Origin of the sequence: Bacillus sp. ISL-78, assembly GCF_018613455.1 — a bacterium.
Classification (GTDB): Bacteria; Bacillota; Bacilli; order Bacillales; family DSM-1321; genus Peribacillus; species Peribacillus frigoritolerans.
Genome location: NZ_JAGGQC010000002.1, coordinates 1 through 13650, shown reverse-complemented (window position 1 = coordinate 13650; position 13650 = coordinate 1). Strand labels below are relative to the sequence as shown.

The following is a 13650-nucleotide window of genomic DNA, read 5'->3' as shown; positions in this document are numbered from 1 at the left end:
TGAAAGAAAGTGTATAAATGTATATAAATGTATCCATATCATATCATTTAAATATTCAGAAATCAATTTTTTATACAATGGGATGGATGCTGTGATGGATGGGCTTTTTGTGAGGATTGGCTTCAAATGCCAATATTAAAGATTTATTACAGGGAAATAAGAAACCCTCAAGATAGATGTACATCCTGAGGGTGTATAAAAAATGCATAATTATGCTGATTCGATTTATTGTATTAGGTTTTTGAATGCATGTTCAACCGCTTTTAGAGTATAAGCGATATCATCATCCGTGTGAGCGATTGTCAAGAACCAGGCTTCGTATTTGGACGGTGCCAAATTGATTCCCTGATTGAGCATGAGTTTGAAGAACTTGGCGAACATTTCGCCATCCGTATTTTCCGCCTGCTCATAGTTTTCAATTTTTTCTGTCGTGAAATAAATCGTCAAAGCCCCTTTAAGGCGGTTGATGGTGATCGGAACATTATATTGGCTAGCCGCTTTCAGGATACCTTCTTCAAGGATTTTCCCCAGGCGGTCAAGCTCTTCGTAAAGCCCCTCTTCTTTAAGTACTTCTAAGCAAGCTATCCCGGAAAGCATGGAAGCCGGATTTCCTGCCATCGTACCAGCTTGATAGGCTGGTCCCAGAGGTGCGACAGAATCCATGATCTCTTTTTTACCGCCATAGGCACCAATGGGAAGCCCGCCCCCGATGATTTTTCCAAGCGCGGTCAAATCGGGTTGAATTCCTAAGTAGTCCTGTGCCCCTCCATACATGAATCGGAAAGCTGTGATGACCTCGTCGAAAATGACGAGTGATCCGGCTACGTGAGATAATGAAATGACTTCTTCCAGGAAGCCGGGACTTGGTTCCACGATTCCGAAGTTGCCGACGATCGGTTCTACAAGCACGCCTGCAATTTCGTTGCCCCACTTATCAAGTGCTTCTTTAAATGAACCGATATCATTGAAAGGTACCGTGATGACTTCTTGTGCAATGCTTTTTGGAACGCCTGCAGAGTCAGGTGTACCTAGAGTGGACGGGCCGGAACCTGCAGCGACGAGAACAAGGTCGGAGTGTCCATGGTAACAGCCTGCAAACTTGATGATCTTATCGCGTCCTGTGTAAGCGCGGGCAACACGGATTGTTGACATGACTGATTCGGTGCCTGAATTGGTGAAGCGGACTTTATCCATGGAAGGTATGGCTTCTTTCAGCATTTTGGCAAATTTGACTTCATGTTTTGTCGGAGTGCCGTATAAAACGCCGGTTTCCGCTGCTTTAACGATAGCCTCCGTAATATGTGGATGCGCATGCCCTGTGATGATCGGGCCATATGCAGCTAAATAATCGATATATTTATTGCCATCAACATCCCAGAAATAAGCCCCTTTGGCATGATCCATCGCAACCGGCGAACCACCGCCTACAGCTTTGTAAGAACGGGATGGGCTGTTAACCCCGCCAACGATATGTTCCAATGCCTCTTTATGTAAAAGCTCCGAATTACTAAAATCCAATCTTAAAACCTCCTATAAATATAAACATAATTCCCCTTAATCATAGCACTTTTTTCTCCGTAAATCTGGGGTGGATGGCCAGGAAAAGTGATTCGTACACTGGTGGAGACCCTTCAATCCTAGAAGGATCAGGATTCCGAAGCATCATTTTGTTTCGGTAGGGGGGATCCCAAAACTCCGGATATGTAAGTGAGAATGGCCAAGATGGTGGCTGGGTTTTCGATGTCGAAGGATTGGCGGTTCATCTCGCCCTGGGCTTGGTAATAGATTAGCTGGCCGGTTCCTTTTTCTTCATTGATGCCAATGTGGAAACTTATGGGTGTACTTTCGATCGACCCGCTGGAATCCCTTTGGATGACCTGGCATAATAATTCACCGTACTCATCTTCATAAAGGAAATCATATCGAAGGTCGAAAACGATCTTTTCAATTTGGGATAGTAATAAATTTTTTATATTCATAGCATACTCGTCTCCTTTATATATGTATCTGGTACAACGGCCATTTCCTCCCTGGAAATGGTATATGGCATCCAAGCATTTTTATTGTCTAAAAAGGTTGGTTTGGATAAACTAATTCATTAGGACAAGAGATTACGGAGGATGTAACAGGATGAGTGATGCAATTCAAGTGAAACAGCTTCGGAAGGAATTTAAGTCGGCATCAAGCCGTTCAGGGCTAAAGGGTGCCTTCCGGGATTTACTTACCAGAAATTATAAGGTCGTCCCTGCCGTCAATGATATCAATTTTACTGTAAAAAAGGGTGAGATGGTAGCTTATATCGGGGAAAATGGTGCAGGGAAATCGACCACGATCAAAATGCTTACAGGTATTTTGGAACCGACAGCAGGCGAAATCACGGTCAATGGCATGAATCCACATAAAGAGAGGGAAAAGTTCACACAGACTATCGGAGTCGTATTCGGTCAGCGCTCACAGCTTTGGTGGGATATTGCGGTTCAAGAATCGTTCCGGCTGTTAAAAAAGGTCTATAAGGTAACGGATGAACAATATAACGATCATATGGAACATGTCATCAAGACGCTTGATATCGGTCCTTTGCTGGACAAACCAGTGCGTAAACTTTCGCTTGGTCAGCGAATGCGCTGCGAGCTTGCGGCAGCCTTGATCCATAATCCGCCTTTGCTGTTCCTCGATGAGCCGACGATTGGACTTGATGTGCTCGTGAAAATGAAGATTCGTGAGTTCCTGAAAGAAATCAATGAGAAATATAATACGACAATCCTTTTGACCACCCATGATTTAGGGGACATTGAAGCATTATGTGAGCGTGTAATCATGCTTGATGAAGGACAGATCATCTATGATGGGGAATTGCAGAGTTTAAAAGATAACTGGGCAGAGGAAAAACAGATCCATTTTCAATTCATCGAGCCGATCGCATTGAAGGAATTGCAATCATTAGCGCTCCCATTTACCGCTAACTGGGTTTATGATGATAAAAATCAAACTTATATTGCCTTGTTGAAAGAAGAAAGTGATCATATTTCACAGCTTGTTTCGGCTGTCGTATCTCATTTTAAAATAAAAGACATCAAAATTCATGAAACGTCCATTGAAGAAATTGTTCGCAACATTTACGAAGAAGGCACTGTCTGACTCTCTTATCATTAAGAAACAACGTGTCTATCAAGAAGGGGGAGGGCCATGGGGAAGTATCTTGCCATGATCCGCATGCGTTTTTTGATGATGCTTGCGTATCGAACGGATTATTATACCGGCATTTTAATTTATAGCATTAATATCGGTGCTTATTATTTCTTATGGAATGCGATATATGGAGAAAAAAGCTCCATCGAAGGACTTACAGGTATGCAGATGACAACCTATGTTGCGGTTGCATGGATGGCGCGCGCTTTTTATTTCAATAATATTGACCGCGAAATCGCCACTGAAATTAAAGACGGAAAGGTCGCCATTGAAATGATCCGGCCTTATAACTATTTAGGCATGAAAACGATGCAAGGACTTGGGGAAGGGATATTCCGTTTCTTCTTCTTCTCGATTCCGGGGATGCTGCTGGTAGCTTTCATTTTTCCTATTGAATTGCCGCGCGATCCGGCTGTGTGGGGGATCTTCGGCATTTCCTTGCTGTTCAGTTTCATCATCAATACACAAATTAACTTATTGACGGGAATCACTACCTTTTTCTTATATAATAATGCCGGATTGATCCGCGCTAAAAGGGTTATCATTGATTTATTTTCCGGTCTGCTGCTGCCCATCAGTTTCTACCCGATATGGGCGCAGGAAGTGATGAAATATTTACCCTTTCAAGGGATCAGCTATGTACCAAGCATGATTTTTACGAATGGGTACAGTTCAGGCGAAATTGGCATGGCGCTTTTACAGCAGTTAATTTGGTGCATCATTCTCTTAATACCGATTCAGCTTTTATGGATAGTCGCAAAAAAACAGCTGATTATTCAAGGAGGTTGACGGGATGTTTTATGTATCGATGTTTTTTCAATATGTGAGTCAGTATATGAAAACAAGATTGCAATATAGAGCGGATTTCTTCATGGAAATCCTATCAGATCTGCTGAATCAGGTCGTGAATCTGGTATTTATCTTAGTCGTTTTCGGGCATACCCAATTTTTAAGCGGCTGGAGCCGTGAAGAAATCATATTCATTTATGGATTCTTCCTTATTCCATTCGCCCTTTTTTCTGCCTTTTTCAACATTTGGGATTTTAATGACCGCTATATCGTCAAAGGTGAAATGGACCGGATATTAACAAGACCGATACATAGCCTTTTTCAAGTCATTTTAGAAAGAATCGAGCTTGAAGCGTTATTTGGTGTTGTGACCGGTTTGATCATCATATTCTATTCGGCGATTTCATTGGATCTGCAGCTTGTGTGGTATGACCCGATTCTTTTCATCGTTTTTGCAATAGGCGGGGCACTTGCCTATGCAGCCATATTCGTTGCGATAGCAAGCATTGGTTTCTGGTCGGATGCGAAAACATCCATCATGCCAATGATGTACAATATCGGGAACTACGGGCGCTATCCTGTAGATATTTATAATAAGGTCATCCGTTTTGTCCTTACATGGGTGCTGCCATTCGCGTTTGTCGGTGTCTATCCTGCATCTTATTTCCTAAGAAAAGAAGAGTGGTATGCATATGCATTTGCCACACCTGTAATTGGGGTAGCCTTTTTCGTGATATCCGTTTTCATATGGAATCAGGGAGTGAAGCGGTACCGCGGTGCAGGGAACTGAAAGAACCCCTTCAACAGATTCAGTTGAAGGGGTTTTTGTTTAGTTCCGTTTTGTCTTTCTTTCAATATATCTTGCTTGGGCTTGAACGTATTGCTGTTTTTCCTCTTCCGTTTCCGGAATGACCTGGGGTACGTTTGTTGGCTTACCGTCTTCATCAATGGCAAGCATCGTTAAAAAAGCGCGTGCCGTAAGCTGTTTTTCACCTGTTAATAGGTTCTCACGCTCCACTTTCACGTATACCTCCATTGATGTGCGATGAGCACATGTGACATAAGCTTCTAGGTTGATCGCGTCCCCTGCTTTGATAGGGGCCAAAAAATCAAAAGAGTCGCTTGAAGCAGTCACAACGGGTTTCCGACAATGTCGCATAGCGGAAATACAAGCTATTTTATCAACATAGGCCATTACTTTTCCGCCAAAGATGGTATTATGATGATTTGTATCCGGTGGAAAAACAAGGTCGGTTAAAAAAGTCCGTGACTGCTGTGTTGGATGGGCAACGTTCTTTTCAATCATTTGCATGTTGATTTACTAAAAGGTTTTCACGGACGATTTTTGCTGCTTCGACCATGTTTTTCAGGGAAGCGACGGTTTCCGGGATACCCCTTGTTTTCAGGCCGCAGTCGGGATTGATCCAAAACTGGTCTTTATCCAATACCTTGATGCCCTGTTCAATCATATCGACCATTTCTTCGACTGCCGGCACACGCGGGCTGTGAATATCATACACCCCCAGGCCAATTCCTTTTTCATATGTTTTTTCCTCGAATGCGGAAGCAAGCTCACCATGACTACGGGATGTTTCGATGGAAATTACATCGGCATCGAGGGAGGAGATGACATCCATGAAACTGTTGAAGTCGCAATAGCACATATGCGTGTGAATTTGGGTTGTATCCTCCACGCTTGATGTGGATATCAAGAATGAATTCACTGCCCAGTTCAAATACTCTTCGCGATCGCTTTTTTTCAATGGCAGACCTTCTCTAAGTGCAGGCTCATCAACCTGAATCATTTTAATTCCAGCAGATTCCAAGGCAATGACTTCTTTTTCCAAAGCGAGCGCCAGCTGATAGCAAACACTCTCCTTGGAAATATCATCACGGACAAAAGACCAGTTCAAAATCGTAACAGGACCTGTCAGCATTCCCTTCACCGTCTTCTTCGTCAGTGATTGTGCATATACACTTTCCCTGACTGTCATCGGTTCGATGAAATGGATGTCGCCGTAGATGACTGGCGGTTTCACGCAGCGGGATCCATAGGATTGTACCCAACCCTTTTCTAAAAAGACGAATCCTCCTAATTTATGGCCGAAGTATTCAACCATATCCGTCCGTTCGAATTCCCCGTGAACGAGAACATCCAAACCGATTTCTTCTTGGATGTCGATCCACCTGCCGATCTCTCCGTTAATGAATGTTTCATATTGCTGAGCTGTCCATTCTCCTCTATTGAATTTCCCGCGTGCTTGTTTAACTTCAAATGTCTGCGGAAAGCTTCCGATCGTAGTCGAAGGGAGAAAAGGCAATTTGAAAAACTCCTGTTGTTTTTGGTAACGGTCTTTAAATGGAAGCTTGCGGCCGGCGGTCCTGGTTTTAACCTTTTCGACATTGGATTGTACAGACTCGTGATTTCTGACATTTGAATTTGCTAACGTTTGAACCGTAAATTTATTGGCATCGACTTTTTCGGCGATTGCTTCAATGCCTTGATTATTCCCTTTGACCAAAAGTGTAATTTCCTCAAGTTTTTCATCAGCGAAAGCAAGGGCCTCTTTCACTTCTTTTGAAAGGGCGGTTTCATTACGAACGGTCACCGGGACATGAAGCAGGGAACAAGAGGGCTGTAGCCAGATTTGGTCTTCGGCCACCTGTTTCTTAAGTGTCTCGATCAATTCGATTTTTTTGGATAAATCAGATAGCCAAATGTTTTTTCCGTCAATCACACCAGCTGCAAGCACTTTGTCCTTCGGGAAACCGAATGCCTCAAGGTTACTGAGATTCCTCCCTTTATCATGTACAAAATCAAGACCGATCCCTTGGACTTGTAATTCGATGACTTCTTGGTAATGTTCCACGGCATCAAAGTATGTTTGTAGCATGATGTTCAGGTTTGGTGCTGCTTCATTCAGTTTTTCATAGAGGTAAGCAACGGTTTGCATATCATCCTTGGAAATGGATGAAACAAGGGAAGGTTCGTCCATTTGAACCCACTTCACGCCTTCTTGCTCCAACTCCCGCAGGATTTGCGTGTATAGGGGAAGCAGGCTCAGGATGATGCCAGGGATTTCTTGTTTATTGAAGCCTTTTGAAAGGGAGAGGAAAGTATAAGGTCCGATCAAAACGGGCTTCGTTTCGATCCCTAGCTTTTCCTTGGCTTCCCGATATGCTGTAAGTGGTTTATTTTCTGTTAAAGTAAGCTGTGCCAGTTTTAATTCAGGGACAATATAGTGATAGTTCGTATTGAACCATTTCGTCATTTCGGAAGCGACTTCATCATTGTTTCCGCGGGCCATTGAATAATAAACGGAAAGGGGGACGCTTCCTCCTTCATAAGCTGAATAACGTTCAGGAACAAGACCGAACATGACGGACATATCGAGCATTTGATCATAGAAAGTGAAGTCGTTGACAGGGATGATATCAATGCCTCGTTGCTTCTGTTTTTGTAAGTTGCCTAAACGGATGGCTTTTAGTTGTGACGTAAATTCCGCTTCATCGATTTTACCGGACCAGTAAGCTTCCAATGTACGTTTCCATTCACGATCTTCCCCGATTCGAGGGTAACCCAAACTGCTGCTTTTCAAAATTCCCATCCTCCTACATTCATTTGATCGAACAATAAAAAAAGCATTCCTAACCGTCAAAAAAGAAAGTTAGAAATGCTTAAAATAAAGAGGCATGCAAAATGCCCCTTACAATTATAAGGTCCCTAACACCTCCCTATCTCCCGTAGGTTAAAACAGTGTTGTCGAAATAGGCAGGTCTCCTGACTTAGGGAATATCATTAGCGGCTGGCCTTCCCGATCCGTTGATCAGTGGCATATTGATTGACGCTAACATTCCCATTACAGTGGCGGGACCGTGCCGGAATTACACCGGACTTCCCTTTTAATCCTAATGAAAATTAAGAACCTATTTCCACATATGAAATTTTGCAAAGCCTGCCTCTTTAACTGTTTGCAGGTCAAATATTTATAAAATAAAAACTATTATAAAAATTTAGACAATCTTAACATATCCGACCAAAAGGGTCAACATGGAAAGAAGATTCGGAAAAGTTTCTGTTTAATGCGTTTGTCGGTGATAAGGCTGATTCCTAAAAAAGAATATATTGTTTGGACAGGGAGTATGTATAGAGGGAGTGGCGTTTTGAAATGGGGCGTGGAGGATGACTTTCTACATCTTGATTGCAGGAATCATTTTTTGCATGGTGATGAGCATTCGTACGTTATTTCTTGTTGAGTCGGGAGGAAAGAAGTTTTCTCTTGAGGATATGCTGTGGCTTGGCAATTTATATGCGACGATATTAGTTGGATTTGCACTGATATATTTATTATACGAGCTTCAGAATCATTCGGTGATTCTTGATATGGGCAATCGGTTGGATGGGACTTTCTATGAACAATTGAAGACTTCTTTTTATTTTAGTGCGATGACGATGTTTTCTGTAGGTTATGGAGATATAGCCCCGATTGGCATGGGCAGGATGATAGCTACCATTCAGGCCTTCATTGGATATACACTGCCGGCAGCGTTCGTGATTCGGACGGTGATCGATCTGGAGCAGAAAGATAGGAAGGATAAATGAAAGTTGTGTTTCTTTCGATTATTGGGTACTCTTACCATAATGAAAGAAATGGAGGGTTCAATATGACTGTTAAAATTGGAGAAAAAGCACCTGATTTCAAACTCCCTGCAAACAATGGTGAAGTGGTTTCCCTATCGGATTTTAAGGGGAAAAACATTGTTTTATATTTTTACCCAAAAGACATGACGCCAGGTTGCACGACGGAGGCCTGTGATTTCCGGGACCATAATGAGCAATTCGAGGAATTGAACGCGGTCATCCTTGGCATCAGCCCAGATCCAGCGGCACGTCATGAAAAATTCATCGAAAAACATGGATTGCCTTTTCTGCTGCTGGCTGACGAAAATCATGAAGCGGCTGAATCATTTGATGTTTGGCAATTGAAAAAGAACTTCGGCAAGGAGTATATGGGCATTGAACGTTCAACTTTCCTGATTGATAAGGCTGGGAATGTAGTCAAAGAATGGCGTAAAGTAAAGGTTAAAGGCCACGTCGAAGAAGCGCTTGAAACTCTTCGCAAACTCGAAAAATAAGGGATAGGCAGATGAAGGATGAGAGGATAACGAAGCTTGCAGCCAGGCTGATTCATCATTCGATACAATTACAGCCTAAAGAGAGAATCCTCATACGGGGGCATATCAACACGAAACCATTATTGAAAGAGTTGATTGATGAAATATACAGAGTGGGTGCTTATCCATATGTGGAACTCGAGGACGATGAGATAAGCCGCCACCTGTTACTAGGGAATGTGAAGGAGCAACTTGACACAGCTTCACAATGGGCCTTGAACAAATATAAGGATATCGATGCGGTCATCATCATCACTGGGGAAGAAAACAATGCGGAAATGACTGATGTTCCCGTCGAGAGGCACCGGCTCCAAGGGGAGGCCATGAATTCCCCTACACTTTTTTATGTAAACAACCGACGTTGGGTCTTACTTAATTATCCCACCAAGGCATCAGCGCAAAAAGCCGGCATGACCTTCAATAGGTACGAAGATTTTCTTTTGAACGTATGCACAATGGATTACGGGAAAATGGAGGCGGCTTTGAAGCCGTTAAAACATTTGATGCAACGTACTGACAAAGTCAGGATCGTTTCACCAAGGACAGATTTGACCTTTTCCATCAAAGGCATGCCGGCCGTCATATGTGCCGGAAAAAAGAATTTACCGGATGGGGAAGTATTTACGGCACCCATAAAAGATAGTCTTAATGGAAGGATATCCTTCAACACACCCACAACCTATGAAGGAATCACCTTTAGTGACATAGAATTGAACTTGAAAAAGGGGAAAATCATTAAAGCGACTTCCAATCGTGCCCCTGAAATGAACCAAATTCTGAATATTGATGAAGGGTCCCGGTTTATAGGGGAGTTCGCTATTGGAATCAATCCATACATATTGGAACCTATGGACGATATTTTGTTCGATGAGAAAATAAGCGGGAGCCTGCACTTGGCTCTTGGGCATGCCTATGATGAAGCGGATAATGGAAACCGGTCATCGATACATTGGGATATGGTCTTGATCCAGCGTCCGGAATATGGGGGTGGTGACATCTATTTCGACGACGTCCTGATCAGAAGGGATGGCTTTTTTGTTTTGCCGGAATTACATGCATTAAACCCAAATTCTTTAAAATAAAGCCTTTTTTAATAAGGGTGAGGCTTTTGTCCAACTCAAAAAGGGGACAGCCGAATATGCTTTATTAAGGGAATACCTCCTCAGAGAAAGTTGCGCGGGACACATAGAGCCCGTGTTTTTTTTTGTTAATTAAAAGGGAGAGATAAACATGTTAATACTTTCGACTGTCATTCCGAATGAAGGTATCCAAACGGAAATGATGAAAGCCTTTCCTGATTTGAACTTCATTTATCAAAAAGGATGGACGGATGGGCCGCTTCGTGAAGCGGAAATCTTAATTACATATGGTGAAGATTTAACTGAAGAAATCATTGGGCGGAATTGAAATGGATCATGGTCATGAGTGCAGGGATGGAACTAATGCCATTTAACGCCATCGAGGAACGAGGCATAATGGTGACCAACGCAAGAGGCATTCATAAAATCCCGATGGCCGAGTATACGATAGGGATGCTTTTGCAATATGAAAAGAAATTGAAGCTGCTTATGAAGAATGAAAAGGAAGAATTGTGGAATAGAAAGATTGAAGTAGGGGAATTGAATGGCAAGACTATGCTCATTATGGGCGTAGGTGCAATTGGAGGGGAAGTGGCTCGTCTTGGGAAAGCCTTTGGGATGAAGACGATAGGAATGAACCGGAGCGGGAAACCGGTGGAATCCATCGATCACCTTTATGTCCTGGATCATTAATTGGAAGCCGTACCGGGAGCCGATTATAGTGTATCCGTCCTGCCAAGTACGTATGAAACGAAGGGCATTCTGCAAAAAGAACACTTCAAAGCCATGAAAGAATCTGCAGTATTCGTGAATATTGACCGCGGGACTGATTAACGATGAATTGCTGATCGAAGCCTTGGATTCCGAAGATTTGTCTCATGCCATCTTGGATGTATTTGATCCGGAACCTTTAGGAAAAGGGCATCCGTTTTGGAGGATGGAGAATGTTACAGGCACACCGCATCTTTCAAGTAAAAGCGGAGAATATTTACCAAGAACCTTTGCCATATTCGAAAAAAATATGCGTGAATACCTGAGAGCTGGAAAAGACTTCACCAACGTAATCGACTTATCTAGGGGATACTAAACCCAATGCAAAAATGGGAAAGAATCAATGTCTTCATGAATAAACTAAAAAAGAATGGTTAAGCCATTGAATTATTGACAAATTCAACGTATAAAAGGTACACTATTTATAAACATTATAATTTAAGAATGCATACTTAATTAGAAAAAGAGGTGGATGACGGTGTCTGAAGTTCAGTTAAAAGAAGCGTTGGATTCCTTAAAAGATACCGGTGTAAGAATAACTCCTCAACGCCATGCGATACTTGAGTATTTGATAAGCTGCATGTCCCACCCTACCGCTGATGATATATATAAAGCGCTGGAAGGCAAGTTTCCGAATATGAGTGTGGCAACGGTTTATAACAACCTGCGTGTGTTCCGTGAGGTAGGTTTGGTAAAAGAACTTACGTATGGTGATTCTTCGGCAAGGTTTGATTTTGTGACGACGAATCATTATCATGTAATTTGCCAAACTTGCGGGAAAATTGTGGACTTCGATTATCCTGCACTGGATGAAGTCGAGCATTTCGCAGCACAAGTCACTGGTTTCAATGTTAGTCACCATCGGATGGAAATCTACGGCGACTGTATGGATTGTGCGAAAAAAGAATCGCATTAAAAAAAGTTCCTCCACTTGGTTGGAACTTTTTTTCATGTTATGAAGAAATGGTACAATTGTTTAAAGCCTTCTTGAAAGGGAATTCAGCTAATCGACTTAGTCATGCAGGCTTTTCCGGTTATATTTCTCATTGAATTCTTCGCATTCCAACTTTTTGTCAAGTGTCAATGGTTCTTCACAATGCATGCAAATATCTACACGTCCTAGTATTTTTGTAGGTTTGCTGCAGTTAGGGCAGACAACCTGGATCGATTTAGTAGAAAGCATTCCAATCCAAAAATAAACCCCTGTGCTTGCGATTATGAATAAAAGGCCCAGCCCCATGAAAATCGTCATGACAACAGGATGTGTTTTGAAGAAAAGCCCAAGGTACATTACGATAAAGCCAATGAAAATCAAACTCAAAGCAAAAGTGCGTATTTTATTGATTTTGCTAGAATATTTAGCCATGGATTGTCCCTCCTAAAATATAACTTTAACTATAACATAAACAATGGATGGAACAAAAAAGAAATAAAGGATACATATTACTTTTGAATTGAAATGGTTTGGGGTAAGGGAACTAAGCAGGAATTTGAAGAGTTTTGTCGAAAATCTAAAAAAAAGGTTTTGGAGGAATTTATGATGGAAGATATCCTTCGCCCGATTTATCAAGAGCGAGCAAGCTTAAAATCTACACTTGGAATCTTGTTAGTAGAAAAAAGAGATGATAATAGCCCGATTACCGATACGTTTGACTACATCCTTTTTGTAATTGCAGACGAAGCAGAAGAGGCCGTGTTTTTAAAACATTACACATACCAGGATAAAAAGGCGGCCCTGCATATCGTAAAGGAAGACCAATTAAAAGAATGGCTCCTATTAGGCACGAACCGCAAAGTGGTTGACTGGATATATAACGGGAAGGTCCTTTTTGACCGGAATGAATATTTGGACCGTTTGAAAACTGAAATCCGGGAGTTCCCCTTCTATGGAAGGAAGTTAAAGATGGGGATGGAGTTCGCGAAGTTAGTTCGCAGGTACATGGATGGGAAAAGCTTCTTTGAAAAAGGCCATCATCTTGAGGCATACAATCATATCGTTCATTCCCTGCATCATTTGGCCCGTTTGGAGATAATAGAACAGGGCTTTTATCCGGAGGTTACTGTCTGGAACCAAGTGAAGCATATGGAACCTGAAATTTATAAGCTGTATAAAGAATTGATCAGCAGTGAGGAAACGCTCGAAAAAAGATTGGAGCTTCTATTCCTTGCGAGCGAATTTCTTATATATTCGAGGACGAATGCAGGTTCACAGCATTTGGTCGAAATAATGGGGATGAAAGAAGACCCGTGGACGATTGCAGAGCTTATGGAGCATCCGGAAGTTAAGTTTTATTCAGTCGACCTAGGCGTTTTATTGGAATATTTGATAGAGAAGAAGGTAATCGATGTCATCAAAGCGGAGACAAAAGGGCACGAGGTATATCATCGGTTTTATCGTGTATCAAAAAACTTTTAAAAAAATGCATTTTTATTGTTGACCAATAATAATATAGGTGTTATATTAATACATGTCGCTGCGGGACATCAGCTTTCGCAGCTTCATCAAAACAAAAAAAATAAAAAAACATGTTGACAACAGAGTTGAAAACATGATAAGATGTAAAAGTCGCTTACGAAGTAGACGACATCGAAATTGCTCTTTGAAAACTGAACAAAACAAAGCGCTAACGTTAAATTTTAAGTGAGC

14 protein-coding genes, 1 pseudogene and 1 riboswitch are annotated in these 13650 nt (G+C 41.9%); of the genes and pseudogenes, 10 read left to right on the top strand and 5 right to left on the bottom strand.

The genetic code is table 11. The features are described 5' to 3' along the window. Positions 1–225: 225 nt before the first annotated feature. On the bottom strand, positions 226–1518 hold the full coding sequence (locus J7I96_RS00535) for a glutamate-1-semialdehyde 2,1-aminomutase (RefSeq protein WP_214923329.1): 1293 nt from the start codon (positions 1516–1518) through the stop codon (positions 226–228). 128 nt (positions 1519–1646) lie between these two features. Then, entirely contained in the window at positions 1647–1979 is a 333-nt protein-coding gene (locus J7I96_RS00530; RefSeq protein WP_214773567.1) for a hypothetical protein, read from the bottom strand. 151 nt (positions 1980–2130) lie between these two features. On the opposite strand from J7I96_RS00530, the gene J7I96_RS00525 reads away from it, so the two are divergent. The 3 genes from J7I96_RS00525 to J7I96_RS00515 are packed head-to-tail and all read left to right on the top strand — an operon-like array spanning position 2131 to position 4768. After that, positions 2131–3138 carry an ABC transporter ATP-binding protein gene (locus J7I96_RS00525; protein ID WP_214773566.1) on the top strand — a complete coding sequence of 336 codons (1008 nt, stop codon included), beginning with the start codon at positions 2131–2133 and terminating at the stop codon, positions 3136–3138. 48 nt (positions 3139–3186) lie between these two features. Continuing rightward, complete coding sequence (locus J7I96_RS00520) at positions 3187–3978, top strand: ABC transporter permease (RefSeq protein WP_214773565.1); 792 nt, start codon at positions 3187–3189, stop codon at positions 3976–3978. Positions 3979–3982: 4 nt separating this feature from the next. Next, on the top strand, positions 3983–4768 hold the full coding sequence (locus tag J7I96_RS00515) for an ABC transporter permease (protein WP_214923331.1): 786 nt from the start codon (positions 3983–3985) through the stop codon (positions 4766–4768). Positions 4769–4807: 39 nt separating this feature from the next. On the opposite strand, the gene J7I96_RS00510 is transcribed toward J7I96_RS00515, so the two are convergent. Further along, positions 4808–5290 carry an acyl-CoA thioesterase gene (locus J7I96_RS00510; protein ID WP_214773563.1) on the bottom strand — a complete coding sequence of 161 codons (483 nt, stop codon included), beginning with the start codon at positions 5288–5290 and terminating at the stop codon, positions 4808–4810. Further along, positions 5277–7586, bottom strand: a complete 2310-nt coding sequence (metE, locus tag J7I96_RS00505; protein ID WP_214923333.1) for a 5-methyltetrahydropteroyltriglutamate--homocysteine S-methyltransferase — start codon at positions 7584–7586, stop codon at positions 5277–5279. The genes J7I96_RS00510 and metE overlap by 14 nt, the downstream gene beginning before the upstream one ends. 146 nt (positions 7587–7732) lie before the next feature. Further along, a riboswitch (cobalamin riboswitch) is annotated at positions 7733–7924 on the bottom strand. 237 nt (positions 7925–8161) lie between these two features. Here metE and J7I96_RS00500 point away from each other — a divergent pair. The 6 genes and pseudogenes from J7I96_RS00500 (at position 8162) to perR (ending at position 11919) form a co-directional block, all read left to right on the top strand. After that, positions 8162–8581: a potassium channel family protein gene (locus tag J7I96_RS00500; protein WP_034305333.1), complete on the top strand. Its 420-nt coding sequence runs from the start codon at positions 8162–8164 to the stop codon at positions 8579–8581. Between the two features lie 62 nt (positions 8582–8643). Continuing rightward, positions 8644–9114 (top strand): thioredoxin-dependent thiol peroxidase, encoded by a 471-nt coding sequence (gene bcp, locus J7I96_RS00495; protein WP_214773561.1) that lies wholly within the window; start codon positions 8644–8646, stop codon positions 9112–9114. A gap of 11 nt (positions 9115–9125) precedes the next feature. Continuing rightward, a complete protein-coding gene (locus tag J7I96_RS00490; RefSeq protein ID WP_214923335.1) occupies positions 9126–10235 on the top strand; it encodes an aminopeptidase in 1110 nt (369 codons plus the stop codon). Positions 10236–10383: 148 nt separating this feature from the next. Next, positions 10384–10560 carry a hypothetical protein gene (locus tag J7I96_RS28565; RefSeq protein ID WP_251025398.1) on the top strand — a complete coding sequence of 59 codons (177 nt, stop codon included), beginning with the start codon at positions 10384–10386 and terminating at the stop codon, positions 10558–10560. Between the two features lie 8 nt (positions 10561–10568). Then, positions 10569–11319 (top strand): annotated as a pseudogene (locus tag J7I96_RS28695) (D-2-hydroxyacid dehydrogenase). Between the two features lie 156 nt (positions 11320–11475). Then, on the top strand, positions 11476–11919 hold the full coding sequence (gene perR / locus J7I96_RS00480; protein WP_034305329.1) for a peroxide-responsive transcriptional repressor PerR: 444 nt from the start codon (positions 11476–11478) through the stop codon (positions 11917–11919). Positions 11920–12015: 96 nt separating this feature from the next. On the opposite strand, the gene J7I96_RS00475 is transcribed toward perR, so the two are convergent. Beyond that, a complete protein-coding gene (locus J7I96_RS00475; protein WP_214923338.1) occupies positions 12016–12369 on the bottom strand; it encodes a YgzB family protein in 354 nt (117 codons plus the stop codon). A 174-nt stretch (positions 12370–12543) separates the two neighbouring features. Here J7I96_RS00475 and J7I96_RS00470 point away from each other — a divergent pair, with 174 nt between their 5' ends. Next, positions 12544–13419 (top strand): nucleotidyltransferase-like protein, encoded by an 876-nt coding sequence (locus tag J7I96_RS00470; RefSeq protein ID WP_214923360.1) that lies wholly within the window; start codon positions 12544–12546, stop codon positions 13417–13419. Positions 13420–13650: the final 231 nt, after the last annotated feature.

Excerpts from the sequence above, each read along its gene's own strand:
- J7I96_RS00525 (WP_214773566.1), top strand. The coding sequence starts at position 2,131 with ATGAGTGATGCAATTCAAGTGAAACAGCTTCGGAAGGAATTTAAGTCG.
- J7I96_RS28565 (WP_251025398.1), top strand. The coding sequence starts at position 10,384 with ATGTTAATACTTTCGACTGTCATTCCGAATGAAGGTATCCAAACGGAA.
- bcp (WP_214773561.1), top strand. The coding sequence starts at position 8,644 with ATGACTGTTAAAATTGGAGAAAAAGCACCTGATTTCAAACTCCCTGCA.
- perR (WP_034305329.1), top strand. The coding sequence starts at position 11,476 with ATGACGGTGTCTGAAGTTCAGTTAAAAGAAGCGTTGGATTCCTTAAAA.
- J7I96_RS00470 (WP_214923360.1), top strand. The coding sequence starts at position 12,544 with ATGGAAGATATCCTTCGCCCGATTTATCAAGAGCGAGCAAGCTTAAAA.
- J7I96_RS00500 (WP_034305333.1), top strand. The coding sequence starts at position 8,162 with ATGACTTTCTACATCTTGATTGCAGGAATCATTTTTTGCATGGTGATG.
- J7I96_RS00510 (WP_214773563.1), bottom strand. The coding sequence starts at position 5,290 with ATGCAAATGATTGAAAAGAACGTTGCCCATCCAACACAGCAGTCACGG.
- J7I96_RS00520 (WP_214773565.1), top strand. The coding sequence starts at position 3,187 with ATGGGGAAGTATCTTGCCATGATCCGCATGCGTTTTTTGATGATGCTT.
- metE (WP_214923333.1), bottom strand. The coding sequence starts at position 7,586 with ATGGGAATTTTGAAAAGCAGCAGTTTGGGTTACCCTCGAATCGGGGAA.
- J7I96_RS00475 (WP_214923338.1), bottom strand. The coding sequence starts at position 12,369 with ATGGCTAAATATTCTAGCAAAATCAATAAAATACGCACTTTTGCTTTG.
- J7I96_RS00515 (WP_214923331.1), top strand. The coding sequence starts at position 3,983 with ATGTTTTATGTATCGATGTTTTTTCAATATGTGAGTCAGTATATGAAA.
- J7I96_RS00530 (WP_214773567.1), bottom strand. The coding sequence starts at position 1,979 with ATGAATATAAAAAATTTATTACTATCCCAAATTGAAAAGATCGTTTTC.
- J7I96_RS00490 (WP_214923335.1), top strand. The coding sequence starts at position 9,126 with ATGAAGGATGAGAGGATAACGAAGCTTGCAGCCAGGCTGATTCATCAT.